Source organism: Citrobacter sp. CK189 (assembly GCF_030333505.1).
In the GTDB taxonomy this organism is placed as follows: domain Bacteria; phylum Pseudomonadota; class Gammaproteobacteria; order Enterobacterales; family Enterobacteriaceae; genus Citrobacter_B; species Citrobacter_B koseri.
This window is the reverse complement of record NZ_JAOWFV010000038.1, coordinates 1,008,074-1,032,582: the sequence shown is the minus strand read 5'-3', so window position 1 is coordinate 1,032,582 and position 24,509 is coordinate 1,008,074. Positions and strand designations below refer to the sequence as shown.

Sequence of the window (24,509 nt, the reverse complement as noted above, 5' to 3'; positions counted from 1 at the left end):
TGGCGGGCCGAAGTGCGATACACTTTGCAGATCGAATCTAAAAACCTTAAAAATTATGCGCCTGGTTTTATCGTCTCTGATCGTGATGGCTGGACTCCTGAGTGGTCAGGCTGCGGCTGCGCCTGAACCGACTACGCACGCTGATATTCGCGACAGCGGCTTTGTCTATTGCGTCAGTGGGCAGGTCAACACCTTCAATCCACAAAAAGCGAGCAGCGGCCTGATCGTTGATACACTTGCCGCCCAGCTGTATGACAGACTGCTGGATGTGGACCCTTATACTTATCGTCTGGTGCCGGAACTGGCAGAAAGCTGGGAAGTGCTGGACAACGGCGCGACCTACCGTTTCCACCTGCGTCGCAACGTCTCTTTCCAGAAGACCGCCTGGTTCACCCCTACCCGCAAGCTGAACGCGGATGACGTGGTGTTTACCTTCGAGCGCATTTTTGATCGCAAACATCCCTGGCATAACGTTAACGGCGGCAGCTTTCCCTATTTCGACAGTTTGCAGTTTGCCGATAACGTCCAGAGCGTGCGTAAGCTGGACAACAATATCGTCGAATTTCGCCTGACCCAACCAGACGCCTCCTTCTTATGGCATCTGGCGACGCACTATGCGTCGGTCATGTCAGCGGAATATGCGGCGCAGCTGACAAAGCAGGATCACCCGGAACTGATTGACCGCCAGCCGGTCGGCACCGGCCCGTTCCAGCTCTCGGAATATCGCGCCGGACAATATATTCGTCTGCAACGTCATGAGGGATTCTGGCGTGGTAAACCGCTGATGCCGCAGGTGGTGGTTGACTTAGGCTCCGGCGGCACAGGCCGTTTATCGAAATTGCTCACCGGCGAATGCGATGTGCTGGCCTGGCCCGCCGCCAGTCAGCTCACGATTCTGCGCGACGATCCGCGCCTGCGTTTGACGCTGCGCCCCGGTATGAACATCGCCTACCTGGCCTTTAATACCGATAAGCCGCCGCTGAATAATCCCGCCGTGCGCCATGCGCTGGCGTTGTCGATCAACAACCAGCGGCTGATGCAGTCGATCTACTACGGTACAGCGGAAACCGCCGCCTCTATTTTGCCGCGCGCCTCGTGGGCCTATGACAACGAGGCTAAAATTACAGAATACAATCCGGCTAAATCCCGCGAGCAGTTGAAAGCGCTGGGGCTGGAAAACTTAACGCTACAGCTGTGGGTGCCGACCAGTTCCCAGGCCTGGAACCCCAGCCCGCTGAAAACCGCCGAGCTGATCCAGGCGGATATGGCGCAGGTCGGCGTAAAAGTGGTGATTGTTCCGGTAGAAGGTCGTTTCCAGGAGGCGCGGTTAATGGACATGAACCATGATCTGACGTTGTCCGGTTGGGCAACCGACAGTAACGATCCAGACAGTTTCTTCAGGCCGTTGCTGAGCTGCGCCGCCATTAACTCACAAACCAACTTTGCACACTGGTGCCATCCTGAGTTTGACGGCATTCTGCGAAAAGCGCTCTCGTCCCAGCAGCTTGCGGCGCGTATTGACGCGTATGATGAAGCGCAAAATATTCTGGCAAAAGAGCTGCCGATACTGCCGCTCGCCTCCTCGCTGCGTTTACAGGCTTATCGCTATGATATTAAAGGGCTGGTTTTAAGTCCCTTTGGTAACGCCTCGTTTGCCGGTGTTTCGCGGGAAAAAGAAGATGAGGTGAAAAAACCATGATTATTTTCACCCTGCGTCGGTTTCTGCTGCTGTTGGTCACGCTGTTCTTTCTGACCTTTATCGGCTTTAGCCTGAGCTATTTCACGCCCCATGCGCCATTACAGGGCGCATCGTTGTGGAACGCCTGGGTTTTCTGGTTTAACAGCCTGATCCACTGGGATTTTGGCGTTTCCAGCATTAACGGCCAGCTGATCTCTGAACAGCTCAAAGAGGTTTTTCCCGCCACGATGGAGCTGTGCATTCTCGCTTTCGGCTTTGCCCTGATGGTCGGAATCCCCGTGGGGATGCTGGCAGGCGTAACGCGGAATAAATGGCCAGACCGTTTCATCAGCGCCCTCGCCTTAGTGGGATTTTCGATTCCGGTCTTCTGGCTGGCGCTGCTGTTGACGCTGTTTTTCTCGCTCACGCTCGGCTGGCTGCCGGTATCAGGTCGTTTTGATCTGCTTTACGAAGTGAAGCCGGTCACCGGTTTCGCCATTATTGATGCCTGGATTTCCGACTCGCCCTGGCGCGATGAGATGGTGATGAGCGCAGTGCGCCATATGGTATTGCCGGTGCTGACGCTGGCCGTCGCCCCCACCACGGAAGTGATTCGTCTGATGCGCATCAGCACTATTGAAGTGTATGACCAGAATTACGTGAAGGCAGCGGCGACGCGCGGTCTGTCACGGCTGACGATTCTGCGTCGGCATGTGCTGCACAACGCGCTGCCGCCGGTGATCCCGCGTCTCGGCTTGCAGTTTTCCACCATGCTGACGCTGGCGATGATCACCGAGATGGTCTTTAGCTGGCCGGGGCTGGGACGCTGGTTGATCAACGCTATCCGCCAGCAGGACTACGCCGCTATTTCCGCAGGCGTAATGGTGGTTGGTTCGCTGGTGATTATCGTCAACGTGATCTCTGATATTTTGGGTGCTATGGCTAACCCTCTGAAACATAAGGAATGGTATGCCTTACGATAGTGTGTACAGCGAAAAGCGCCCACCGGGAACGCTGCGCACTGCCTGGCGCAAATTTTATGGCGACGCTTCTGCGATGGTCGGTCTTTACGGCTGCGCAGGTCTGGTGGTGCTGTGTATTTTTGGCAGTTGGTTTGCTCCCTACGGCATCGATCAGCAGTTCCTCGGCTACCAGTTGCTGCCGCCGTCCTGGTCGCGCTATGGCGAAGTCTCATTTTTTCTGGGGACGGACGATCTGGGGCGTGACGTTTTAAGTCGCCTGCTGAGCGGCGCGGCGCCCACCGTCGGCGGCGCGTTTATCGTCACGCTGGCGGCAACGCTGTGCGGCCTGATTCTGGGCGTTGTCGCCGGGGCTACGCACGGCTTACGCTCCGCCGTACTCAACCATATTCTGGACACCCTGCTCTCTATTCCGTCGTTGCTGTTGGCGATTATCGTTGTTGCCTTTGCCGGGCCGCATCTGAGTCACGCAATGTTTGCCGTCTGGCTCGCACTGCTGCCGCGTATGGTGCGCTCGGTCTACAGCATGGTGCATGACGAGCTGGAAAAAGAGTATGTGATCGCCGCGCGCCTTGATGGCGCCACCACGCTCAATATTCTCTGGTTTGCTATTCTGCCCAATATTACCGCCGGTCTGATTACCGAAATCACCCGCGCGTTGTCGATGGCGATCCTCGATATCGCCGCGCTCGGTTTTCTCGACCTCGGCGCGCAACTCCCCTCTCCTGAATGGGGCGCCATGCTCGGCGACGCGCTGGAACTGATATATGTCGCGCCGTGGACGGTGATGTTACCTGGCGCGGCAATTATGATCAGCGTTCTGCTGGTGAACCTGCTTGGCGACGGCATCCGGCGCGCGATTATCGCGGGGGTGGAATAATGCCGTTACTGGATATCCGTAACCTGACCATTGAATTTAAAACCGGCGAAGACTGGGTTAAAGCCGTAGATCGGGTCAGTATGACGTTAAATGAAGGGGAAATTCGTGGACTGGTCGGCGAATCCGGCTCCGGGAAAAGCCTGATTGCAAAAGCCATTTGCGGTGTGGCGAAAGACAACTGGCGCGTCACCGCCGACCGTATGCGCTTTGACGATATCGACCTGCTGCGTCTTTCCGCGCGCGAGCGCCGCAAACTGGTCGGCCATAACGTGTCGATGATCTTTCAGGAACCGCAGTCGTGCCTTGATCCTTCAGAGCGCATTGGCCGTCAACTGATGCAGAATATTCCCGCCTGGACCTATAAAGGTCGCTGGTGGCAGCGTATTGGCTGGCGAAAACGCCGTGCCATTGAACTGTTGCACCGGGTCGGCATTAAAGATCACAAAGACGCGATGCGCAGTTTTCCGTATGAGCTGACGGATGGCGAATGTCAGAAAGTCATGATCGCCATTGCGCTCGCCAATCAGCCGCGCTTGCTGATTGCCGACGAACCGACCAACGCGATGGAACCCACCACCCAGGCGCAGATTTTCCGCCTGCTGACGCGCCTGAACCAGAACAGCAATACCACTATTTTGCTGATCAGCCATGACCTGCAAATGCTCAGCCAGTGGGCAGACAAAATTAACGTTCTGTATTGCGGGCAGACAGTTGAAACTGCGCCCAGTAAGGATCTGGTGGCTACGCCTCACCACCCTTATACTCAGGCGCTCATCCGCGCGATACCGGATTTTGGCAGCGCCATGCCGCATAAAAGCCGCCTGAATACCATGCCAGGGGCAATCCCGCTGCTGGAACAATTACCGATAGGTTGTCGTCTGGGGCCACGTTGCCCGTATGCTCAACGAGAATGCATTGAAACCCCGCGTCTGACCGGGGCGAAGAATCATCTCTACGCCTGTCATTTTCCGCTGAATATGGAGAAAGAGTGACATGGTGGAAACTCTGCTCGAAGTGCGTAACCTGAGTAAAACCTTCCGCTACCGTACAGGATGGTTCCGGCGTCAGACCGTCGAGGCGGTAAAGCCGCTCAGCTTCACATTACGCGAACGCCAGACGCTCGCCATTATTGGCGAGAATGGCTCCGGCAAGTCCACGCTGGCGAAAATGCTGGCAGGAATGATCGCGCCGACCAGCGGCGAACTGCTGATTGACGATCATCCGCTGAAATACGGCGACTACTCGTTTCGCAGCCAGCGCATCCGCATGATTTTTCAGGACCCGTCAACGTCACTCAATCCGCGACAGCGCATCTCGCAGATTCTGGATTTCCCGCTGCGGTTGAACACCGATCTGGAACCGGAGCAGCGACGTAAGCAGATTATTGAAACCATGCGGATGGTCGGCCTTCTCCCTGACCACGTCAGCTATTATCCGCACATGCTGGCGCCAGGGCAGAAACAGCGTCTGGGATTAGCCCGCGCCCTGATTTTACGCCCGAAGGTGATCATCGCCGACGAAGCGCTGGCTTCGCTCGATATGTCGATGCGCTCGCAGCTCATCAACCTGATGCTGGAACTCCAGGAAAAACAGGGGATTTCGTATATCTACGTCACTCAGCATCTGGGAATGATGAAACACATCAGCGATCAGGTGCTGGTCATGCATCAGGGCGAAGTGGTCGAACGCGGCAGCACCGCTGATGTTCTCGCCTCTCCGTTACATGAACTCACCCGCCGTTTGATCGCAGGACACTTCGGCGAAGCCCTCACCGCCGACGCCTGGCGAAAAGATCGCTAGCCTGAAGGAGCGTTATGATGCTGTTGTCTGAATCAATTAACGGCCATTTGGCCATCCACCGCGCGCCCCGGATGCAGGAGCGCCCATGAGAAAATATTCCTGGCTGATCCTGTGTCTGGCGCTGGTTGTGCTACTGGCGTCCGCTTTCGCATTCACTCGCGCTGACAACCAGACTGAACCGGCATTCGGCTACACTCTGGACTTCAAAAAACCGTTGTCCGGGATCGACAATTTATCCTCCCTGAGCTACGTGCCCGAAGAAGATGTTTTTGTCGCCACCCTCAACAGACCCGCCACCATCCTCAAACTGTCTAAAAATGGAGAAATACTCGCCAGAAAAAGCATCGCAGATCGGATTAAAGATGCTGAATCAATCGAATACGCGGGTAACGGGACATACTTACTGGTCGATGAAGCAGACTCCGCGATGTATGTTTACCAGCTCAGCCAGAATCTGGACGTCAGGTCAGTGAGAAAAATAGAAACAGACCTGTTTGAGAACGCGCGCAATCGGGGAATCGAAGGCATTGCCTGGATGGCCGGACGAAATGAACTCTATTTCGCCAAAGAACGTAAACCGGTCATGCTGTACCGAACCCAAAGCGACGGCGGCCTTACTCATTTTTCTGAGATCGTCCCACTGGATGATCTGATTAAAAATCTGGACGTAGACGATATCTCCGCCCTTCACATCCACGGTGAACATCTGCTGATCTTATCTGATGAGTCACGCAGCCTGACAGAGATAGACCTGAACGGCAATGTGCTGCGCCGGATGTCATTAACGCAGGGCGAAAATGGTCTTGAGGAAGATATCCCGCAACCTGAAGGCGTGTCGATGGATAAGGCCGGCAACATTTATATTATGAGTGAGCCGAACCTGTTTTATCGATTTGAAAAGGTCTCGACTGGCAGGTAAACCGTAAGTTCAGACTCTTCTTTCCCGTTGAAGCGCGGTTTTGACGGGAGAGAAGAAACGGCGATACGCGGGCTTTTGTGAAGTCAGAAAACACTGGAAACGTTTGAAATGGTGCCGACTACCGGAATCGAACTGGTGACCTACTGATTACAAGTCAGTTGCTCTACCTACTGAGCTAAGTCGGCCTGGGCCGCCATCGAGGCCTCGAACCCCGTTCCCTACAACACCCACAATAAATGTCGTTCGCTCTTCCAGATGAGCTAATGGCGGTTTGACGGTTCTTGTGAGTTATCACGCACTTACGCGTCATAACGAACCGGCTGCGAATAATACATAAGTAGAATTAGTCATGCAACCATTATGATTCGTCCAAATGTATTTATCCCTTATATTCGCAGCGCGTCACCCGCTCGTGCTGGTTGGATGAGGCGAACCTGATAGCGGGTGATATACTGGACGGATGCAGGAAAATATCGAAAGTAAACAGGCTCGCCCTGCGCCGCCCCGGAGCTAAGTCACGGGAAATGACGGAAAAATATCGTGACACAAAGGGCTGTGAGTGGGATATAATTTCGAGCTAATTTCGAATAACTTTGAAATGTTGCTTTTAATTTATTGATATTAAAAGCAAAAAATAAGTAATGACTATAAGGATTAAAGCTATGGGTTTTCTTTCCGGTAAGCGCATTCTGGTAACGGGTGTTGCCAGCAAATTGTCCATCGCCTACGGTATCGCTCAGGCGATGCGCCGCGAAGGAGCTGAACTGGCGTTCACCTACCAGAACGACAAACTGAAAGGCCGCGTGGAAGAGTTTGCCGCTCAACTGGATTCCAGCATCGTGTTGCAGTGTGATGTGGCTGAAGATGCCAGCATCGACGCTATGTTTGCCGAGCTGGGTAAAGTCTGGCCGAAATTCGACGGTTTCGTTCACTCTATCGGCTTCGCGCCTGGCGATCAGCTGGATGGCGACTATGTGGATGCCGTTACCCGTGAAGGCTTTAAAATCGCGCACGACATCAGCTCTTACAGCTTTGTGGCGATGGCAAAAGCTTGCCGTACCATGCTGAATCCGGGTTCCGCCCTGCTGACCCTGTCTTATCTGGGTGCTGAGCGCGCAATCCCGAACTACAACGTCATGGGTCTGGCAAAAGCGTCTCTGGAAGCAAACGTGCGTTACATGGCTAACGCGATGGGCCCGGAAGGCGTTCGTGTTAACGCAATCTCCGCAGGTCCGATCCGTACTCTGGCCGCGTCCGGCATCAAAGATTTCCGTAAAATGCTGTCGCATTGCGAAGCGGTTACGCCGATTCGCCGCACCGTTACCATTGAAGATGTGGGCAACTCTGCCGCCTTCCTGTGCTCTGATCTGTCTGCCGGTATCTCCGGTGAAGTCGTTCACGTCGACGGCGGTTTCAGCATCGCAGCCATGAACGAACTGGAACTGAAATAATCGTTTCACTTCCCGCAATGGGCGGCATAGCGTCGCCCATTATTCCCTTCTCTGATGACGCCTTTCCCCCCCTTCCATTCTTCGCGCGCTGTCGCATCGCGGTATATATCATTCTGATATTTATTATCACCTAACAATCTTTTATCCCCTCTCTTGCTTACGCCAGGATAATGCAGCGAAAACGATCCGGCGTGATTCGACGACGACGTGTCCGGGTCGCCACTTTTAGACCAAGGAACGCCCATGGAACAACGCCGAATTGAAGGCAAAAGCCACTGGTATCATGAAACCCAGTCCAGCACTTATCCGCAAGAGGTTCTCCCGCTGGTGCCGGAAGCCGCGAACGTCGAGGACAGTTTTCTGCTGGATTTAGCGATCGCCGAAGACGTGCTTTTACCCTTTCAGTCCTGGTTGCACCCTGCCCGTCAACTTGCTCAACGCCTCTTTCCCGAGCGCGTCACACAGAATCGTCTCCACACGTTCAGCGCCTATGAACGGATGAGTACCGCATTGACCGTTGCCCAGGTCTATGGCGTACAGCGGCTCTGTAACCATTACGCCGCGCGACTGACCCCGCTTCCCGGCCCGGACTCCTCCCGGGAGAGTAACCACCGACTGGCGCAAATCACGCAATACGCGCGTCAACTGGCCAGTTCCCCTGCGGTCATTAATGCCCGCGACCGCCAGCATCTTGACGATGTGGGTCTGACGACCTGCGACATCATTCTGATAAACCAGATTATTGGTTTTGTGGGTTTTCAGGCGCGCGTCGTGGCGATATTCCAGGCTTATCACGGACACCCCGTCCGCTGGGTGCCGGGTCTGGATATACAGCAATTCGCCGATGCGCAGCTTTTCCAGGAAAGGGACGCGCAATGGCACCCGGCTCAGGAAGGCGTGGAAATACGTTACGCCAGCGCCGAACAGCTGGAGTGCCTGTCTCACCATCAGCCGGTTGCAGAACTGCTGACGCTCGCGCCAGTCCTGGTTCACGAACCCGCCCTGCTTTCTTTACTTGGTACACTGCTCACCAGCGCCCTGCGTACGGATGCGCCACCGGCGTCACTCCCGCTCGCCACGCTGCTCACGTCACGCATCAATGGCAGCGTTGCCTGTTTTAATGAACAGTCACGCCACGCGGGTGAATGGGCAGAGACCATTTCGGTGTTCCGCCGGGGTGAACGGGAGATACAGCACTGGGAAAGCCAACATCCGGTTGAGCGTCCTGTCACGCAAGCGATACAATGGCTGACCAGGGCGCCCGATCGTTTTAGCGCTGCGCAATTCACGCCGTTACTCGAACAAGGGGCGTCACTGGAACAGGCCGTCAACTTGCTGGGCTGGTGCGGATTGTGCGGTTGGTTGAACCGTTTAAAAATCGCGTTGGGCGAAACACATTAACCGCGCCTTTACTGAAAGAGCGCTTGCTGCGCCAGGCAGAATCGCGTAAAACTGTCAGCCGCTCTTTTGGCCACGAAAATAGACAATTATGTTTCAGGACAACCCGCTGCTAGCGCAGCTTAAACAGCAACTACATTCCCAGACGCCGCGTGCTGAAGGGGTGGTAAAAGCCACGGAAAAAGGCTTTGGCTTCCTGGAAGTCGATGCACAAAAAAGTTATTTCATCCCGCCGCCGCAGATGAAAAAAGTCATGCACGGCGACCGCATTGTCGCGGTGATCCATACGGAAAAAGAACGCGAGTCCGCCGAGCCAGAAGAACTGATCGAGCCGTTCCTGACCCGCTTCGTGGGCAAAATCCAGGGTAAAAACGATCGTCTGTCCATCGTACCGGATCATCCGTTGCTGAAAGACGCTATCCCATGCCGTGCCGCCCGTGGCGTGGAACACGAATTTAAAGAGGGTGACTGGGCCGTTGCTGAAATGCGCCGTCATCCGCTGAAAGGCGACCGCTCTTTCTACGCCGAGTTAACCCAGTTCATCACCTTCGCCGACGACCACTTCGTACCGTGGTGGGTCACGCTGGCTCGCCATAATCTCGAAAAAGAAGCGCCGAACGGCGCGGCGACAGAAATGCTTGATGAAGGTCTGGTACGCCAGGATCTGACCGCGCTGGATTTTGTCACTATCGACAGCGCCAGCACCGAAGACATGGATGACGCCCTTTATGCGCAAGAGTTGGGCGAAGGTAAGCTGCAACTGACGGTTGCGATTGCTGACCCGACCGCGTGGATTGCGGAAGGCAGCAAGCTGGATAACATCGCAAAAATCCGGGCGTTTACCAACTATCTGCCGGGCTTCAACATCCCGATGTTGCCGCGCGAACTGTCTGACGACCTCTGCTCCCTGCGCGCGCAGGAAGTTCGTCCGGCACTGGCCTGCCGCATGACCATTGCCGCCGACGGCACTATTGAAGATGACATCACCTTCTTTGCGGCCACGATCAAGTCGAAAGCCAAACTGGCCTACGACAATGTCTCCGACTGGCTGGAAAATACCGGCAGCTGGCAGCCTGAAAGTGACGCTATCGCCCAACAGATCCGCCTGCTCCAGCGCATTTGCCTGAGCCGTGGCGAATGGCGTCACAACCATGCGCTGGTGTTCAAAGATCGCCCGGACTATCGCTTTATTCTTGGAGAGAAAGGCGAAGTGCTGGATATCGTCGCGGAACCTCGCCGCATTGCGAACCGCATTGTGGAAGAGTCCATGATCGCGGCGAACATTTGCGCCGCCCGCGTGCTGCGCGACAAACTGGGCTTTGGTATTTACAACGTTCATATGGGCTTTGACCCGGCCAACGCCGACGCGCTGGCAGCGTTGTTGAAAACGCATGGCCTGCACGTTGACGCAGGAGACGTATTAACCCTGGAAGGCTTCTGCAAACTGCGCCGCGAGCTGGATGCCCAACCGTCCGGTTTCCTGGACAGCCGTATTCGTCGCTTCCAGTCATTCGCAGAGATCAGCACCGAACCGGGCCCTCACTTCGGACTGGGTCTGGAAGCGTATGCGACCTGGACCTCTCCGATTCGTAAATACGGCGACATGATTAACCACCGCCTGCTGAAGGCCGTCATCAAAGGCGAAACCATCGCGCGTCCGCAGGAAGAGACAACGCAGCAGATGGCTGAACGCCGCCGCCTGAACCGTATGGCGGAACGTGACGTCGGAGACTGGTTATATGCGCGTTTCCTGAATGATAAAGCCGGTACAGAAACACGCTTTGCGGCGGAAATCGTTGATATCAGCCGCGGCGGGATGCGCGTTCGCCTGGTCGATAATGGCGCAATGGCCTTTATCCCGGCGCCGTTCCTGCATGCCGTACGTGACGAGCTGGTTTGCAGCCAGGAAAGCGGCACCGTGCAGATCAAAGGTGAAACGGTATACAAAGTGACGGATGTGATCGATGTAACGATCGCGGAAGTTCGCATGGAAACCCGTAGCATTATCGCCCGGCCTGTCGCCTGACGTTTTTGATGTAGCGGCCTTTCTTTAACCGGAAAGGCCGTTTTTTTTCTGCCCGCCCCACCCACCGCACGCTACACTTCACTCATCCGTTCAGAATTATTTTTATCCGCTCGCTATGCTTTTTTCTGAATCTGGATTACATATAAATACATAAGTAAAACAATATGTTCAGCCATAATTACCTCGTACGAATCATGGCTAACCTTTCTCCTGAGGCTGTATGCGCTTTAAACGGGATGGTAAGCATCATGAAAGACGTTCTGGAGCCTGTTTCATTGTTTAGCGATTTGGGAACCCATAGCCCTTACTGGCGTTTATCGGATGACTGCGACACCCTGCGTTTATCCGCGACTGAGGCTGCCGACGCTGACCAGACCGTTGCATTATCTTCCGAGCAGGCTGACCGCATCCGGGAGATGACCGTCATCACGTCAAGCCTGTTACTCACCCTTCCCGGTGAACATAATGCCATTCCCGTGCAACTTGTCGGGCGAAAAATCAACAAGCGCGAATGGGCAGGAAACGTATCGGTCTGGCATGATGCGCCCTCAGATACGCAGGAGGCCGTTCTGGGACTCTCCTTTGCAGAGCAGGTGGTATCAGAGGCCAACTCAGCGATCGTAATCCTTGACAGCCGCGGGAATATCCAGCGTTTTAACCGTCTTTGCGAAGAATACACCGGGTTAAAAGAGCATGACGTCATTGGGCAAAGCGTCTTCAAATTATTTATGAGCCGGCGCGAAGCCGCGGCCTCCAGGCGCAACATCAGCGGTTTTTTCCGCAACGGCAACTCTTATGAGATCGAACGCTGGGTAAAGACCCGCAAAGGCCAGCGCCTGTTTCTGTTTCGGAATAAATTTGTCCATAGCGGCAGCGGTAAGAACGAAATCTTTTTAATCTGTTCAGGCACCGACATTACCGAGGAGCGGCGTACGCAGGAGCGTTTACGCGTACTGGCGAATACGGACACAATCACCGGGCTGCCTAACCGGAATGCCATTCATGAGCTGATTAACGATGCCATTGAAAACGCGGGCGACAATCAGGTTGGTATCGTCTATCTGGACCTGGACAACTTCAAAAGGGTGAACGACGCCTACGGGCATATGTTTGGAGACCAGCTGTTACAGGCCGTCTCGCTGGCGATCCTGAGTTGCCTTGAGGAGAATCAACTGCTGGCCCGCCTCGGCGGCGATGAGTTTATCGTTCTCGCCACGCAGACTTCGCAAGGGTCGCTGGAGGCCATGGCATCGCGAATTCTCACACGCTTACGTCAACCCTTTCGCATTGGCCTTATCGAGGTGTATACCGGCTGTTCTATCGGTATCGCCCTTGCGCCACAGCACGGGCATGACAGCGAAAGCGTGATTCGTAATGCGGATACCGCAATGTACACCGCGAAAGAAGGCGGACGTGGACAGTTTTGCGTGTACTCTCCCGAGATGAACCAGCGCGTCTTTGAGTATCTTTGGCTGGACACCAATCTGCGCAAAGCGTTGGAAAACGATCAGCTCCTGATCCACTACCAGCCGAAGATGACCTGGCGCGGCGAAGTCCGCAGCCTCGAAGCGCTGGTGCGCTGGCAATCACCGGAACGCGGGTTAATTCCCCCGCTGGAGTTTATCTCCTACGCCGAAGAGTCTGGGCTGATTGTCCCGCTGGGGCGATGGGTGATGATGGATGTTGTACGGCAGGTCGCCAAATGGCGCAGCAAAGGCATCAACCTTCGCGTCGCGGTGAACGTATCCGCCCGCCAGCTCGCGGATCAAACTATTTTTACCGACCTGAAGCAGGTGCTTCATGAACTGAACTTCGAATATTGCCCGATTGATGTCGAACTGACAGAAAGCTGTTTGATTGAAAACGAAGAGCTGGCGCTGACCGTCATCCAGCAATTCAGCCAGCTTGGCGCACAGATACATCTGGACGATTTTGGCACCGGCTACTCGTCGCTTTCTCAGCTTGCCCGCTTCCCCATTGATGCGGTCAAGCTGGATCAGACGTTTGTCAGAGACATTCATAAGCGGTCGGTTTCGCAATCGTTAGTACGCGCGATCGTCGCCGTAGCGCAGGCGTTAAATCTACAGGTGATTGCGGAAGGCGTCGAAAGCGCAAAAGAAGATGCGTTTTTAACCAAGAATGGCGTCAACGAGCGCCAGGGGTTCCTGTTTGCCAAACCCATGCCCGCCGCCGCTTTTGAACGCTGGTATAAACGTTATCTGAATAAAAAGATGCGCTGAGATGGGCAAAAAACAGGCGTTCGGGACAGGGTAAGAGACCTCTGGTAACAAACTTATCTGCATGTAATAACAGAATATATAATATTACCCAATGGTTTTGGCGAATCCTGTTTTTCCCCTTCTCTTTTGGCATTATTTTTTGCATCATGAAATTCATACATTTTTGACGTAAGGATGATAACCATGTCTGATATCGACGCCCAACGTGTTGCCGAACGCATTGATACCGTGCTGGATATCCTTGTTGCTGGCGATTACCACTCTGCCATCCACAACCTTGAAATTCTTAAAGCGGAGTTGTTAAGTCAGGTGAAAGAAGATACCGACGCCTCCTCGACGAAACCCCGGGCTCCGTGGGAGATCTAAGTGACGCGAGCTTTTCGTGGCACCTGACTCAGGAAACGCAGCATCCCTTATACTCCCCGGTACTGATACCGTTATAAAAATTAAAATTATGAATTCCCGACAACAATCAATTTTGCAAATGGTCATTGATAAAGGCCAGATGAGCGTGGCTGAGCTGGCGAAAATCACCGGCGTCTCTGAAGTCACGATCCGACAGGATCTTAACACCCTGGAAAAACAGAGCTATCTGCGCCGTGCGCATGGTTTTGCCGTCTCGCTGGACAGCGATGACGTCGAAACGCGCATGATGACCAATTACACGCTCAAACGCGAACTGGCTGAATTTGCCGCGTCACTGGTCAGCCCCGGCGAATCGGTGTTTATTGAAAACGGCAGCAGCAATGCCCTGCTGGCCAGAACGTTAGCGGAACAAAAGGATGTCACCATTATTACGGTGAGTAGCTATATCGCTCACTTGCTCAAAGAGACGCCGTGCGAAGTGATCCTCCTTGGCGGAATCTACCAGAAAAAAAGTGAAAGTATGGTCGGGCCATTGACCCGCCAGTTTATCCAGCAGGTTCACTTCAGTAAGGCCTTCATCGGTATCGATGGCTGGCAGCCGGATACCGGTTTTACCGGACGGGACATGATGCGATCGGATGTGGTTAACGCCGTACTGGAAAAAGGCTCTGAAGCCATTGTTCTGACGGACAGCTCTAAATTCGGCGCAGTACATCCTTATACGCTGGGGCCGTTAACACGTTTTAGCCGCGTTATCACCGATTCCAGAATAAGTGCGGACCATCAAATGCAACTGGAACACACCGGGCTGACGGTGAACATCATCGAACCTCGCGCCTGAGCGCATTGCAGATGATTTGCCGGATGGCAAATCATCTCTCCCCTCTGAGATTTTTCCGACAATCTAATTAAGACTATTTACCTGTTATTAACAGGGTAAAGTCGTAAAATTTATATTAGCGATATAACAGGAAGTGACTATCACCTGCGTGATTTTAAGCTGTTACCCCTGCGCAACAAGGTTTTGCGGACAGTCTCTTTAATGGCTTTAATGAACATCATTTTAGCTATAATTAAAGAGAAATTACTTCCGTGAATCAATTATTCAGGAGAAAGTATTATGTTTATGACGAGCAAAAAAATGACCGCCGCTGTTCTGGCAATTACCCTGGCGATGTCTCTGAGCGCTTGCTCTAATTGGTCTAAACGTGACCGTAACACTGCGATCGGTGCAGGGGCTGGGGCGTTGGGCGGTGCTATTTTAACTGACGGTAGCACGCTGGGTACGCTTGGCGGGGCTGCGGTAGGTGGTGTTATCGGCCATCAGGTAGGTAAATAATCTACGGTCGACCGGCTCGAAATAATAATACGGTAATTCTTTACAGGTCTTTACTCTAAATATACACAGTGAAATTTAAAGCCACGATAAATAACTATCGTGGCTTTTTTCATTAGCCGCCCGCCAGTTTAACTTTCATTCCTTTGGCTTCCAGTAATGATTTAATCAGATCGCGCTTATCGCCCTGAATTTCAATTATTCCCTCTTTAACCGCCCCACCGCAGCCGCATTTTTTCTTCAGCTCTGCGGCCAGTTTGGTCAGTTCAGCATCATCCATATCAATGCCGGTAACGAGGCACACCCCCTTACCTTTCCGCCCACTGGTCTGGCGCTGAATACGGACGATACCATCACCCTTTGGGCGTTCAACCGCCGCTTTCGGTTCGTCAATCCGGCCCGTTTCCGTGGAATAGACCAGACGGCTGTCAGAATTGTTCATCAGGCTCCCCGTTTCAGTGATGCATTAATGGCCTTCAGGGTTTGCGCAGGGTCAGCAGACTGCGTAACCGGTCGTCCTATAACCATATAGTCCACGCCCGCCGCCAGCGCCTGTTCCGGCGTCATGATACGGCGCTGATCGCCAGCGTCAGATCCCTGAGGACGAATACCCGGCGTTACCAGCTTAAACTCTGTGCCAAATTCCTGCTTAAAGCGCACCGCTTCCTGCGCCGAGCAGACCACGCCATCCAGCCCGCAATTTTGCGTCAGGCGCGCCAGACGTTCCGCATGCTCAGCCGGTGACAACGTCACGCCAAGATCCGCCAGATCGCTGGCCTCCATGCTGGTCAGTACCGTCACCGCAATCAGCAATGGCGCATCCTTACCCAGCGGCAGTAAGGCTTCGCGCGCTGCGGTCATCATTCGCGCCCCACCCGACGCATGGACGTTAACCATCCATACGCCCAGATCTGCCGCCGCCGCAACGGCATGTGCCGTGGTATTTGGAATATCATGAAATTTCAGGTCAAGAAAGATATCGAAGCCGCGCTGCTGCAAATCACGAACTAACTGCGGGCCGAACAGCGTGAACATCTCTTTGCCGACTTTCAGGCGGCAATCACGCGGGTCGATTCTGTCGACGAAAGCCAGCGCGTTATCACGATTATTGTAATCCAGAGCAACAACGACAGGAGAATCGGTAACAGCGCGGGAAGAAGATGAAGCAGTAAACGTCATGACCAGACCTTCTTGATGATGGGCGCCGGGTGCGGCGCGAAATGGGTAAACGGCGTGCATTCTACCTGCGCAAGGGCAAAATGAACAGGCGCGATTGTACCTCTGCGAGGCGATATTGCCCGGATGCCCGTGTGAGGGACAGGTAAAAATCAACAGGATGTTGTAACTAAAATACAGACTTTTTTAAAACTACTGCCCGTCAAGGCCGCGAATAGGTTTAATCGTCGACCACGCCCGGCAGGAAGGACAATGCCAGTACATGGTATAGGCGGTAAACCCGCACTTCTGGCAGCGATAACGCGGCTTGCTGCGCACCTGCTCACCAACCATATCACGCAGCACCATCAGGCTCTCTTTCGCGCGTCCTTCTTCTGCCTCATTGAGGTGATAATCCATCAGCTTATGAAACACCCGCATGGTCGGATGGCGCTGTAACTGGCGAGTGATATAGACCTGCGCAGTGTCGTGCCCTTCCCGCGCTTCCAGAATATCGGCAAGCATCAACTCAGCGGCGGCGCCGGTGTTTTCTTCCACGGCCCGACGTAAGAACTCCGCCCATTCATCATTTTTACCAAGCTGCTGATAGCACGTCTGCAACATTTCCAGCGTTTCACTGACCAGTTCTTTATCCTGGGAGATAACCCGCTGTAAGCTCTCCACCGCTTTGGCGTATTCCCCCTTTGCCATAAACACACGGCCCATCATGATAGAAACACGGGCGCTGTTTTTGTCTGCGGCGGCGCCTTTTTTCAGCAACGTCATGGCGCGATCCATATCATCGCAGCCCATCTGTTGCAGCGCCAGTTCACAATAGAAATGTGCGATCTCAATGCGCTGTTTGTCTTTGCCGAGCTTCACCAGCCGCTCAGCCACATCAATCGCTTTCTGCCAGTCGCTGGTCGCCTGATAAATTTGCAACAGCTGTTGCAACGCCCCTACGCGGAAATCCGTTTCATCCGTGAGCTGGTTGAACATATCTTCCGCCCGGTCATACAACCCGGCCGCCATGTAATCACGCCCCAGTTGCTGCACAGCCAGCAGACGCTGCTCATAAGTCAGCGACGCGCTTTCCATTAAGGTCTGGTGGATGCGAATGGCGCGGTCTACTTCACCGCGAGAGCGAAACAGGTTTCCAAGAGTGAGATGAGCCTCAACGGTGCCGGTATCCTCTTTCAGCATGTCGAGGAACAGATCCACCGCTTTATCCTGTTGGTTACTCAGGAGGAAGTTAACCCCCGCCACATAGTCGCGAGAAAGACGGTTAGCTTCGTCCTGTTTTGTTTGTTGCGCACTTCTGCGACCCATATACCAGCCATAGGCTGCCGCTACAGGTAAAAGCAGAAACAACAACTCCAGCATAAATGATTATTCCTTCACAACCGACGAATCGGCAGATACCGCAACGTCGGTCGCAGGCGAAAGCTGGTTTTCCAGTCGTTTGATTTTACGTTCGGCACGCACCAGGGAGACGCGAACACGCAGCCAGAACAGGCCACAAATTAGCCAACCAATAGCAAAGCCTGCGGCAAATAAAACGGCAAGCAACGTAGAAATACGGTACTCCCCTTGAGCCAGCAGGTAATTAAACGTTACCTGTTGATCGTTCTGCGCACCCAATGTCACCGAAATAACAAAAATCGCCAACACCAGTAAGAAAATGAGTAAATATTTCACATTACTTCCCGTTATGTGGTTTGAGCGAATAAATCGTGTTCAACTTACCGCATTCAGCCCTTTAAATTACCATTTTCGCGACGCGCGCGAAACGGAAAAGCGTTCTGTCCACTCATGATTTAAGGGCAAATTACGGAAAATCAACCACCGTCAACGTTCTTGCTCCCGCTGCGCTATCTCGCGAGCCTCTTCAACGGGTGGCGTAAGCGGCCCGCAAATGCGCTGAGCAAACCAGGTCGCCAGCGTCACCAGAAGCCAGGATATCAACGTCGCGACAACTAAATCGCGCGGCCAATGCATACCCAACAACAGGCGACTGCCCATAACACTTGTCGCCCAGACTAACAAAATCGCAATCGTAAGGGTACGCCTGCGCGGCCATAATAGTCCTACCGCCAACAACGCCCAACTTGCGGCAAACAGGGTATGCCCGGAAGGAAACGCGAATCCGGTCTCTTTTTGCCAGTGTTGACGCAGAAAAGCCGGAATATCCTGCTGCCCGGACAGTTGTTCTTTGACTAAGTGCCCGCGTTCTTTACGTTTTAAAGTGTAGAACTCATCAACGGGAATATGGTGCGTTTTTTCCAGCCAAATAACAAAAGGTCGGGGTTCCTGCACCCGCTCCTTCACCAGCGATTTTACCCCCTGCCCCAGCAGGATCGCACCGGCCAGAATAGCAAAAAGCATCATTGCGGCTTTCAGGCGAAATCTCAGGCACCAAAGAAACCAGGCGCACAGAAGCACATGCGTAATAATTCCCCACGGCTGCGTCACCGTTTCTGTCACCCAGTATAAGGATTTTAACCACCAGACCGAGTGTCCGGGTTGCCAGTTCCAGCCTGAAATCCATACGCTAACCGGCATCACAAGCAACAGAGCAGCACCTACGGTTGTGCGCTTCGCAATCGAAAGCATGACCTCTCCTTTCGTCGATAAGTGCCACAATCATAACTGAAAACCTGGCGTGCCGGAAAATTGACAAATTTGTGCCATTCCAAAAGCGATCGCACGGCAGCGATTAGGTGAAGTCCGCCGCCTTATGGCAAAATAGAAACATACAGAAGCCAATTGGCGATGACACCAGCATTATCTGGAGAAATACATGCAGCTTAAACGAGTGGCAGAAGCCAAACTGCCAACCCCATGGGGCGATTTCCTGATGGTGGGATTTGAAGAACTGGCAACCGGACACGACCACGTCGCGCTGGTTTATGGCGATATCTCTGGTCAAACCCCTGTCCTGGCTCGCGTCCATTCAGAATGTCTGACCGGCGACGCATTGTTTAGTCTGCGCTGCGATTGTGGTTTTCAGTTAGAGGCGGCGCTGACGCATATCGCGGAAGAAGGTCGCGGTATTCTGCTCTACCACCGTCAGGAAGGACGTAATATTGGCCTGCTCAATAAGATTCGCGCCTACGCGTTACAGGATCAGGGCTACGATACCGTAGAAGCCAACCATCAGCTGGGGTTTGCCGCCGATGAGCGTGATTTCACCCTGTGTGCCGATATGTTTAAACTGCTGGGCGTCGATGAAGTCCGTCTGCTGACCAATAACCCGAAGAAAGTCGAAATTCTGACGGAAGCAGGTATCAATATTGTTGAGCGCGTACCGCTGATTGTTGGCCGTAACCCAAATAACGAACACTACCTGGATACCAAAGCCGCTAAGATGGGGCATTTATTGGGTAAATAAATTTTTGCTATTAAAGGCCTGATAAGCACCGCGCTATCAGGCCTTTTTTATGTCTTAATGCAACATATTACGAATCACATAATGCAGAATGCCGTCATTCTGGTAGTAGGTTAATTCAGTTGCGGTATCGATACGGCACCGGCACGAAATCACCTCTGTGCTGCCATCCACTTTGGTTAACGTCACCGGAATGGCGGCGCCAGGCTTCAGGTTTTGCAAACTGGCAATATCAATTGTCTCCTCACCGGTTAACCCGAGCGTTTTACGCGTAACGCCCTGCGGGAATTCCAGCGGTAGAATCCCCATACCAATCAGGTTTGAACGGTGAATACGTTCAAACGACTCGGCAATCACGACGCGAATACCCAGCAAACGCGGGCCTTTGGCCGCCCAGTCACGGCTGGAACCGGAACCGTACTCTTTACCCGCAATCACCGCCAGCGGCGTTTTCTCCTGCTGATACAGCATCGCTGCATCATAGATGGAGATCACCTCCGTCCCCGGCAAATGTCGGGTCATTCCTCCTTCAACGCCGGGAACCATTTCGTTGCGGATACGAATATTCGCAAACGTACCGCGCATCATCACTTCATGGTTTCCACGGCGCGAACCGTAGGAGTTGAAGTCCCGACGCTCAACGCCATGATTCTGCAAATAGCGCCCTGCCGGGCTGTCCGCCTTTATGCTGCCCGCCGGAGAGATATGGTCAGTGGTGACGGAATCCCCCAGCATGGCCAGAATACGGGCGCCATGAATATCCTCAACCGGATCGGGTTGAACCTGCATTTCGTCAAAGAACGGTGACAAGCGGATATAAGTGGAGTCATCCTGCCAGCCATAGGTATCTGAGCGATCAACATTGATCGCTTTCCATTCCGGCGTCCCTTCAAAAACCTCTGCATACTCTTTGTGGAACATTTCTGACGACACCAGCTCAACGGCGCGGGCGATCTCCTGCGCGGAAGGCCAGATATCCTTCAGATAAACCGGGTCGCCTTTGCGATCGTGGCCCAGCGGCTCTTTCGCCAGGTTAATATTCATATTGCCCGCCAGCGCATAGGCAACAACCAGCGGCGGCGACGCCAGCCAGTTGGTTTTCACCAGCGGATGGATTCGGCCTTCAAAGTTACGGTTGCCGGAAAGTACCGCGCCCACCGTCAAGTCGCCCTTTTTGATTGCCGTTTCGATAGGCTCCGGCAGTGGGCCGGAGTTACCAATACAGGTGGTGCACCCATACCCCACCAGATTAAAGCCAAGTTCATCAAGATAAGGCGTGAGTTTCGCCTGCGCCAGGTAATCCGAGACCACTTTCGATCCCGGCGCCAGCGAGGCTTTCACCCACGGCTGCCGTTTCAGTCCCAGCGTTACCGCTTTTTTCGCCAGCAAACCGGCGGCCATCAGCACGCTGGGGTTTGAAGTATTGGTACAGGAGGTGATAGCTGCAATCACGACAGCGCCGTCCGGGAGCTGGTATTGATGGCCGTTCATAACATAATCGATTGGCTGCCGGTCTTTTTGCGCGGTGTTCAGTTCCAGCTCCGTGCTCGCGGCGAAGGCTTTCGGCACATCTGCCAGCGCAACCCGATCCTGCGGGCGCTTCGGCCCGGCAAGGCTCGCCTCGACATCCCCCATATCCAGTTCCAGCGAACTGGTGAAAACAGGTTCATCGCCAGGGTTTCGCCACATCCCCTGCGCTTTGGCATAGGTTTCGACCAGCTCAACCTGCTCCTCGCTACGGCCGCTTAAACGCATATATTCGAGGGTGATGCCGTCAATCGGGAAGAAGCCGCAGGTCGCGCCATATTCCGGCGACATGTTTGCTATCGTCGCGCGATCGGCCAATGGCAAGGAGTCCAGACCGTCGCCGTAGAATTCAACGAATTTACCAACGACGCCGTGTTTACGCAGCATCTGGGTCACGGTCAGCACCAGGTCGGTCGCGGTGATACCTTCACGCAGCTTACCGGTCAACTTGAAGCCAACAACATCGGGAATGAGCATTGAAACCGGCTGGCCCAGCATCGCGGCTTCCGCTTCAATCCCCCCGACGCCCCATCCCAGCACGCCAAGGCCGTTAATCATCGTGGTGTGGGAGTCGGTGCCGACCAGCGTGTCCGGGTATGCAACCCACTCTCCCGCCTGCAATTCGCTCCAGACGGCCTTGCCAAGGTACTCCAGGTTCACCTGGTGGCAGATCCCGGTTCCTGGCGGCACCACGCTGAAGCGACTAAAAGCCTGTTGCCCCCATTTCAGGAACACATAACGCTCGTGGTTGCGTTCCATTTCCAGACGCACGTTCTCTTCGAAAGCGTCATCATCGCCAAAGCGATCGACCGTTACCGAGTGGTCAATAACAAGGTCTACCGGGGATAGTGGATTCACTTTCGCAGTATCCCCGCCGAGGCGTTTGACCGCTTCGCGCATGGCGGCCAGATCCACCACCGCCGGGACGCCGGTAAAATCCTGCATTAATACACGGGCGGGTCGATAGGCAATTTCGCGATCGGCATGGGCTTTTTTCAGCCACCCGGCTAACGCCTGAATATCTTCTTCGGTAACAGAGTCACCGTCCTGCCAGCGCAGCAGGTTTTCAAGCAGAACTTTTAGCGACTTGGGCAAGCGGGTAATATCGCCCAGTTTTTTGGCAGCCAGGGGCAGACTGTAGTAATGATAGGTTTTGTCTTTGGCCTGCAACGTGTCCTTACTGGCTTCTCGTAGGGTTGACGACATAGCTCCTCCTTAATAACAGGGTTGGATACCCTGACTCTCCTCAGGGTTAGTATTAAAGATAACACAAACAGAATGTAACGTTTTGATAACAACCCAAATTGATAAAAGAGGAGAAACCTTACGGACGGGAATCGGCATGCGCAGGCCCGATGACGTTGCGCCATCGGGCATTTACCGGCATACGATCAGAAAGAGACAATCCAGATAAGTTGAGCCCAGAACAAGAGCGATACTGAGAACGCCCCAATCCATGACCAATATTTAAGATTCACAGTTTGCATAGGCTACACCGACATTTGTTTAATACTTTATGCTGAGATTTACTCAGCGCTTATTGCTGTGGTGTATAAGGAAATACAGTACGGGATGTTAATGACCTGTACTGGAAATGATGATTAAAAAAATCGCCAATTATTGTTTCTGTTGCTCATCTTCAGCGAATGAATCAATAAATGCCTGTTGCTGTTGTGTGAGTTTCCAGGATCCTGGAATATTCGTCACACATTCGCTCCGCGCTTCCTTCACGCTATCACGAGGCTGACGTGCTGGCGTTGAGGGTTGCTGATGTTCCTGCGAAACCATGACTTACCCCCACACTTGCCAGATAACCAGCGCAATCACAACCCAGAACAGCGCAGAGCCGAGGAATACCGCCAGCCATGCTTTGCGTTTAAGCTCGGGGTCCCTGCGGGGTTCCTGGTTTCCAGAAGGCATTGCTAACCTCATACAATCGGCATCACTTATCATTTCAGCACCAAACAATCGGTACAATTAATCATCAGATGAGACAAATCCTAAAGAAACTTTAGTCAAAAATCCAGTGAATTTACGAATCGTTTCCCATGAATAAATCAATCTTTTGACCGGAAATAAATATTTGAAAGGCGGAATTTGCGAGGCGGGTAATTCGAAACTACTTTACTGGCGCTTTTCCATGAATACCATGCAGGTAATATGATCGCAGAAAAAACGAAAACCATAATCCATAAATTTAGTGGTTATTCAGGTATCTCCTCGTGTCTGGAGATACCTGAAAACTCACGCGCGTGATTACTTTTCCGGTAATTTAATATCGTTAAACATGGCTTCAATTTCTTCGTTAGAACGCAAGGCCACGGCGGTATCCACAACATCGCGCGTCAGATGCGGCGCAAAGCGTTGAATAAAGTCGTACATATAGCTGCGTAAAAACGTGCTGCGGCGAAAACCAATTTTCGTGGTGCTATGGCTGAAAATATCATGCGCATCGACACGCACCAGGTCCGGGTCGGAAATCGGATCGACGGCCATGCTGGCAATCACCCCAACCCCCAGGCCAAGCCGGACGTATGTTTTTATCACGTCCGCATCGGTTGCCGTAAAGACAATACGCGGCGTCAGCCCGGCGCGATTAAACGCGGTATCCAGCTCGGAGCGCCCGGTAAAGCCAAAGGTGTAGGTCACCAGCGGATACTGTGCCAGTTCCTCAATCGTCACCGATGATTTAGCGGCCAGCGGGTGCTCTGGCGTGACGACGATAGAGCGATTCCAGTGGTAGCATGGCAGCATCACCAGATCGTCATACAGGTGCAGCGCTTCAGTGGCGATAGCGAAGTCGGCATTCCCTTTCGAAACCGCTTCCGCGATTTGCGTGGGCGACCCCTGATGCATATGCAATGAAACGCGAGGATAGCGCTCAATAAAGCCCTTGATCACATTTGGCAGCGCATAGCGCGCCTGAGTGTGCGTGGTGGCAATATACAGAGAACCTTTATCCGGCCAGGTGTGTTCGCCCGCCACGGACTTGATGGCATCGACTTTGGACAACACTTCGCGCGCAATGCGAATAATTTCCTGCCCGGCTGGCGTCACCTGCGTCAGGTGTTTACCGCTGCGCGCGAAAATCTGGATGCCAAGCTCATCTTCCAGCATACGAACTTGCTTACTGATGCCCGGCTGGGAGGTGTAAAGCCCTTCGGCGGTGGAAGAGACATTAAGGTTGTGATTAACCACCTCAACAATGTAGCGAAGCTGCTGTAATTTCATGTTAAACCATCCAGATTAGCGCCGTCATGTCATCGTTTGATAAGCAGCACGTCACGCGCTGCTAATACGATTTAATAATAAAAAAGCCGTTAACTATAACCACTATATCATTTATATCAGAGCTGTATAGATGC

General features: G+C 53.4%; 24 protein-coding genes and 1 tRNA gene. 14 read left to right on the top strand and 11 right to left on the bottom strand.

Annotated elements, in window-relative coordinates; all coding sequences use genetic code 11:
- The first annotated feature begins 55 nt into the window (after window positions 1-55).
- The 6 genes from sapA to OGV83_RS14760 all read left to right on the top strand — a co-directional run bounded on the left by sapA (window position 56) and on the right by OGV83_RS14760 (window position 6,257).
- A complete protein-coding gene (gene sapA, locus OGV83_RS14785; protein WP_012132260.1) occupies window positions 56-1,699 on the top strand; it encodes an ABC transporter substrate-binding protein SapA in 1,644 nt (547 codons plus the stop codon).
- Window positions 1,696-2,661 carry a peptide ABC transporter permease SapB gene (gene sapB, locus OGV83_RS14780; RefSeq protein ID WP_047463560.1) on the top strand — a complete coding sequence of 322 codons (966 nt, stop codon included), beginning with the start codon at window positions 1,696-1,698 and terminating at the stop codon, window positions 2,659-2,661. The genes sapA and sapB overlap by 4 nt, the downstream gene beginning before the upstream one ends.
- Window positions 2,648-3,538, top strand: coding sequence for a peptide ABC transporter permease SapC (gene sapC, locus OGV83_RS14775; protein WP_012132258.1), 891 nt, complete (start codon window positions 2,648-2,650; stop codon window positions 3,536-3,538). The genes sapB and sapC overlap by 14 nt, the downstream gene beginning before the upstream one ends.
- Window positions 3,538-4,530 carry a peptide ABC transporter ATP-binding protein SapD gene (gene sapD, locus OGV83_RS14770; protein ID WP_012132257.1) on the top strand — a complete coding sequence of 331 codons (993 nt, stop codon included), beginning with the start codon at window positions 3,538-3,540 and terminating at the stop codon, window positions 4,528-4,530. The genes sapC and sapD overlap by 1 nt, the downstream gene beginning before the upstream one ends.
- 1 nt (window position 4,531) lies before the next feature.
- Window positions 4,532-5,338: a peptide ABC transporter ATP-binding protein SapF gene (sapF, locus tag OGV83_RS14765; protein ID WP_012132256.1), complete on the top strand. Its 807-nt coding sequence runs from the start codon at window positions 4,532-4,534 to the stop codon at window positions 5,336-5,338.
- 85 nt (window positions 5,339-5,423) lie between these two features.
- Complete coding sequence (locus tag OGV83_RS14760; RefSeq protein ID WP_286463898.1) at window positions 5,424-6,257, top strand: SdiA-regulated domain-containing protein; 834 nt, start codon at window positions 5,424-5,426, stop codon at window positions 6,255-6,257.
- A gap of 109 nt (window positions 6,258-6,366) precedes the next feature.
- On the opposite strand, the gene OGV83_RS14755 is transcribed toward OGV83_RS14760, so the two are convergent.
- Window positions 6,367-6,442: transfer RNA gene (locus tag OGV83_RS14755), tRNA-Thr, on the bottom strand.
- Window positions 6,443-6,919: 477 nt separating this feature from the next.
- Here OGV83_RS14755 and fabI point away from each other — a divergent pair.
- The 7 genes from fabI to osmB all read left to right on the top strand — a co-directional run bounded on the left by fabI (window position 6,920) and on the right by osmB (window position 15,077).
- Window positions 6,920-7,708: an enoyl-ACP reductase FabI gene (gene fabI / locus OGV83_RS14750; protein ID WP_058669218.1), complete on the top strand. Its 789-nt coding sequence runs from the start codon at window positions 6,920-6,922 to the stop codon at window positions 7,706-7,708.
- 243 nt (window positions 7,709-7,951) lie between these two features.
- Entirely contained in the window at window positions 7,952-9,109 is a 1,158-nt protein-coding gene (locus OGV83_RS14745) for a carboxymuconolactone decarboxylase family protein (protein WP_200030180.1), read from the top strand.
- Window positions 9,110-9,197: 88 nt separating this feature from the next.
- On the top strand, window positions 9,198-11,132 hold the full coding sequence (locus tag OGV83_RS14740) for an exoribonuclease II (RefSeq protein WP_060816072.1): 1,935 nt from the start codon (window positions 9,198-9,200) through the stop codon (window positions 11,130-11,132).
- Window positions 11,133-11,380: 248 nt separating this feature from the next.
- Complete coding sequence (gene pdeR, locus OGV83_RS14735; RefSeq protein WP_286463891.1) at window positions 11,381-13,372, top strand: cyclic di-GMP phosphodiesterase; 1,992 nt, start codon at window positions 11,381-11,383, stop codon at window positions 13,370-13,372.
- Window positions 13,373-13,555: 183 nt separating this feature from the next.
- Entirely contained in the window at window positions 13,556-13,738 is a 183-nt protein-coding gene (locus OGV83_RS14730; RefSeq protein WP_024130304.1) for a YciZ family protein, read from the top strand.
- A gap of 88 nt (window positions 13,739-13,826) precedes the next feature.
- A complete protein-coding gene (gene yciT, locus OGV83_RS14725) occupies window positions 13,827-14,579 on the top strand; it encodes a DNA-binding transcriptional regulator YciT (protein WP_286463888.1) in 753 nt (250 codons plus the stop codon).
- Window positions 14,580-14,858: 279 nt separating this feature from the next.
- Window positions 14,859-15,077, top strand: coding sequence for an osmotically-inducible lipoprotein OsmB (osmB, locus tag OGV83_RS14720; RefSeq protein WP_012132246.1), 219 nt, complete (start codon window positions 14,859-14,861; stop codon window positions 15,075-15,077).
- Between the two features lie 112 nt (window positions 15,078-15,189).
- On the opposite strand, the gene yciH is transcribed toward osmB, so the two are convergent.
- The 5 genes from yciH to pgpB all read right to left on the bottom strand — a co-directional run bounded on the left by yciH (window position 15,190) and on the right by pgpB (window position 18,842).
- On the bottom strand, window positions 15,190-15,516 hold the full coding sequence (gene yciH, locus OGV83_RS14715; RefSeq protein WP_012132245.1) for a stress response translation initiation inhibitor YciH: 327 nt from the start codon (window positions 15,514-15,516) through the stop codon (window positions 15,190-15,192).
- Window positions 15,516-16,253, bottom strand: coding sequence for an orotidine-5'-phosphate decarboxylase (pyrF, locus tag OGV83_RS14710; RefSeq protein ID WP_134769376.1), 738 nt, complete (start codon window positions 16,251-16,253; stop codon window positions 15,516-15,518). Before pyrF ends, yciH begins: the two co-directional genes overlap by 1 nt.
- Before the next feature lie 189 nt (window positions 16,254-16,442).
- Window positions 16,443-17,612 carry a lipopolysaccharide assembly protein LapB gene (lapB, locus tag OGV83_RS14705; protein ID WP_012132243.1) on the bottom strand — a complete coding sequence of 390 codons (1,170 nt, stop codon included), beginning with the start codon at window positions 17,610-17,612 and terminating at the stop codon, window positions 16,443-16,445.
- A 6-nt stretch (window positions 17,613-17,618) separates the two neighbouring features.
- Window positions 17,619-17,927 (bottom strand): lipopolysaccharide assembly protein LapA, encoded by a 309-nt coding sequence (gene lapA, locus OGV83_RS14700; protein ID WP_047463550.1) that lies wholly within the window; start codon window positions 17,925-17,927, stop codon window positions 17,619-17,621.
- A gap of 150 nt (window positions 17,928-18,077) precedes the next feature.
- A complete protein-coding gene (gene pgpB / locus OGV83_RS14695) occupies window positions 18,078-18,842 on the bottom strand; it encodes a phosphatidylglycerophosphatase B (protein ID WP_110494204.1) in 765 nt (254 codons plus the stop codon).
- 187 nt (window positions 18,843-19,029) lie between these two features.
- Between pgpB and ribA the strand changes: the two genes are divergently transcribed.
- The gene (gene ribA / locus OGV83_RS14690; RefSeq protein WP_012132238.1) at window positions 19,030-19,620 is read left to right on the top strand and encodes a GTP cyclohydrolase II; all 591 of its coding nucleotides are present in this window, start codon (window positions 19,030-19,032) and stop codon (window positions 19,618-19,620) included.
- Between the two features lie 54 nt (window positions 19,621-19,674).
- On the opposite strand, the gene acnA is transcribed toward ribA, so the two are convergent.
- The 5 genes from acnA to cysB all read right to left on the bottom strand — a co-directional run bounded on the left by acnA (window position 19,675) and on the right by cysB (window position 24,375).
- A complete protein-coding gene (gene acnA / locus OGV83_RS14685; protein WP_047463548.1) occupies window positions 19,675-22,350 on the bottom strand; it encodes an aconitate hydratase AcnA in 2,676 nt (891 codons plus the stop codon).
- A 185-nt stretch (window positions 22,351-22,535) separates the two neighbouring features.
- Window positions 22,536-22,631: a small membrane protein YmiC gene (gene ymiC / locus OGV83_RS14680; protein WP_223849120.1), complete on the bottom strand. Its 96-nt coding sequence runs from the start codon at window positions 22,629-22,631 to the stop codon at window positions 22,536-22,538.
- Between the two features lie 130 nt (window positions 22,632-22,761).
- The gene (locus tag OGV83_RS14675) at window positions 22,762-22,932 is read right to left on the bottom strand and encodes a YciX family protein (protein WP_233596330.1); all 171 of its coding nucleotides are present in this window, start codon (window positions 22,930-22,932) and stop codon (window positions 22,762-22,764) included.
- A gap of 3 nt (window positions 22,933-22,935) precedes the next feature.
- Window positions 22,936-23,097 (bottom strand): YmiA family putative membrane protein, encoded by a 162-nt coding sequence (locus OGV83_RS14670; protein ID WP_012132233.1) that lies wholly within the window; start codon window positions 23,095-23,097, stop codon window positions 22,936-22,938.
- A gap of 303 nt (window positions 23,098-23,400) precedes the next feature.
- A complete protein-coding gene (gene cysB, locus OGV83_RS14665) occupies window positions 23,401-24,375 on the bottom strand; it encodes an HTH-type transcriptional regulator CysB (protein ID WP_012132231.1) in 975 nt (324 codons plus the stop codon).
- Between the last annotated feature and the right edge of the window lie 134 nt (window positions 24,376-24,509).

What these genes read in the sequence shown, in the direction of transcription:
- sapA (WP_012132260.1), top strand. Translation starts at nt 56, where the DNA reads ATGCGCCTGGTTTTATCGTCTCTGATCGTGATGGCTGGACTCCTGAGT.
- sapB (WP_047463560.1), top strand. Translation starts at nt 1,696, where the DNA reads ATGATTATTTTCACCCTGCGTCGGTTTCTGCTGCTGTTGGTCACGCTG.
- sapC (WP_012132258.1), top strand. Translation starts at nt 2,648, where the DNA reads ATGCCTTACGATAGTGTGTACAGCGAAAAGCGCCCACCGGGAACGCTG.
- sapD (WP_012132257.1), top strand. Translation starts at nt 3,538, where the DNA reads ATGCCGTTACTGGATATCCGTAACCTGACCATTGAATTTAAAACCGGC.
- sapF (WP_012132256.1), top strand. Translation starts at nt 4,532, where the DNA reads ATGGTGGAAACTCTGCTCGAAGTGCGTAACCTGAGTAAAACCTTCCGC.
- OGV83_RS14760 (WP_286463898.1), top strand. Translation starts at nt 5,424, where the DNA reads ATGAGAAAATATTCCTGGCTGATCCTGTGTCTGGCGCTGGTTGTGCTA.
- fabI (WP_058669218.1), top strand. Translation starts at nt 6,920, where the DNA reads ATGGGTTTTCTTTCCGGTAAGCGCATTCTGGTAACGGGTGTTGCCAGC.
- OGV83_RS14745 (WP_200030180.1), top strand. Translation starts at nt 7,952, where the DNA reads ATGGAACAACGCCGAATTGAAGGCAAAAGCCACTGGTATCATGAAACC.
- OGV83_RS14740 (WP_060816072.1), top strand. Translation starts at nt 9,198, where the DNA reads ATGTTTCAGGACAACCCGCTGCTAGCGCAGCTTAAACAGCAACTACAT.
- pdeR (WP_286463891.1), top strand. Translation starts at nt 11,381, where the DNA reads ATGAAAGACGTTCTGGAGCCTGTTTCATTGTTTAGCGATTTGGGAACC.
- OGV83_RS14730 (WP_024130304.1), top strand. Translation starts at nt 13,556, where the DNA reads ATGTCTGATATCGACGCCCAACGTGTTGCCGAACGCATTGATACCGTG.
- yciT (WP_286463888.1), top strand. Translation starts at nt 13,827, where the DNA reads ATGAATTCCCGACAACAATCAATTTTGCAAATGGTCATTGATAAAGGC.
- osmB (WP_012132246.1), top strand. Translation starts at nt 14,859, where the DNA reads ATGTTTATGACGAGCAAAAAAATGACCGCCGCTGTTCTGGCAATTACC.
- yciH (WP_012132245.1), bottom strand. Translation starts at nt 15,516, where the DNA reads ATGAACAATTCTGACAGCCGTCTGGTCTATTCCACGGAAACGGGCCGG.
- pyrF (WP_134769376.1), bottom strand. Translation starts at nt 16,253, where the DNA reads ATGACGTTTACTGCTTCATCTTCTTCCCGCGCTGTTACCGATTCTCCT.
- lapB (WP_012132243.1), bottom strand. Translation starts at nt 17,612, where the DNA reads ATGCTGGAGTTGTTGTTTCTGCTTTTACCTGTAGCGGCAGCCTATGGC.
- pgpB (WP_110494204.1), bottom strand. Translation starts at nt 18,842, where the DNA reads ATGCTTTCGATTGCGAAGCGCACAACCGTAGGTGCTGCTCTGTTGCTT.
- ribA (WP_012132238.1), top strand. Translation starts at nt 19,030, where the DNA reads ATGCAGCTTAAACGAGTGGCAGAAGCCAAACTGCCAACCCCATGGGGC.
- acnA (WP_047463548.1), bottom strand. Translation starts at nt 22,350, where the DNA reads ATGTCGTCAACCCTACGAGAAGCCAGTAAGGACACGTTGCAGGCCAAA.
- ymiC (WP_223849120.1), bottom strand. Translation starts at nt 22,631, where the DNA reads ATGCAAACTGTGAATCTTAAATATTGGTCATGGATTGGGGCGTTCTCA.
- OGV83_RS14675 (WP_233596330.1), bottom strand. Translation starts at nt 22,932, where the DNA reads ATGGTTTCGCAGGAACATCAGCAACCCTCAACGCCAGCACGTCAGCCT.
- OGV83_RS14670 (WP_012132233.1), bottom strand. Translation starts at nt 23,097, where the DNA reads ATGATAAGTGATGCCGATTGTATGAGGTTAGCAATGCCTTCTGGAAAC.
- cysB (WP_012132231.1), bottom strand. Translation starts at nt 24,375, where the DNA reads ATGAAATTACAGCAGCTTCGCTACATTGTTGAGGTGGTTAATCACAAC.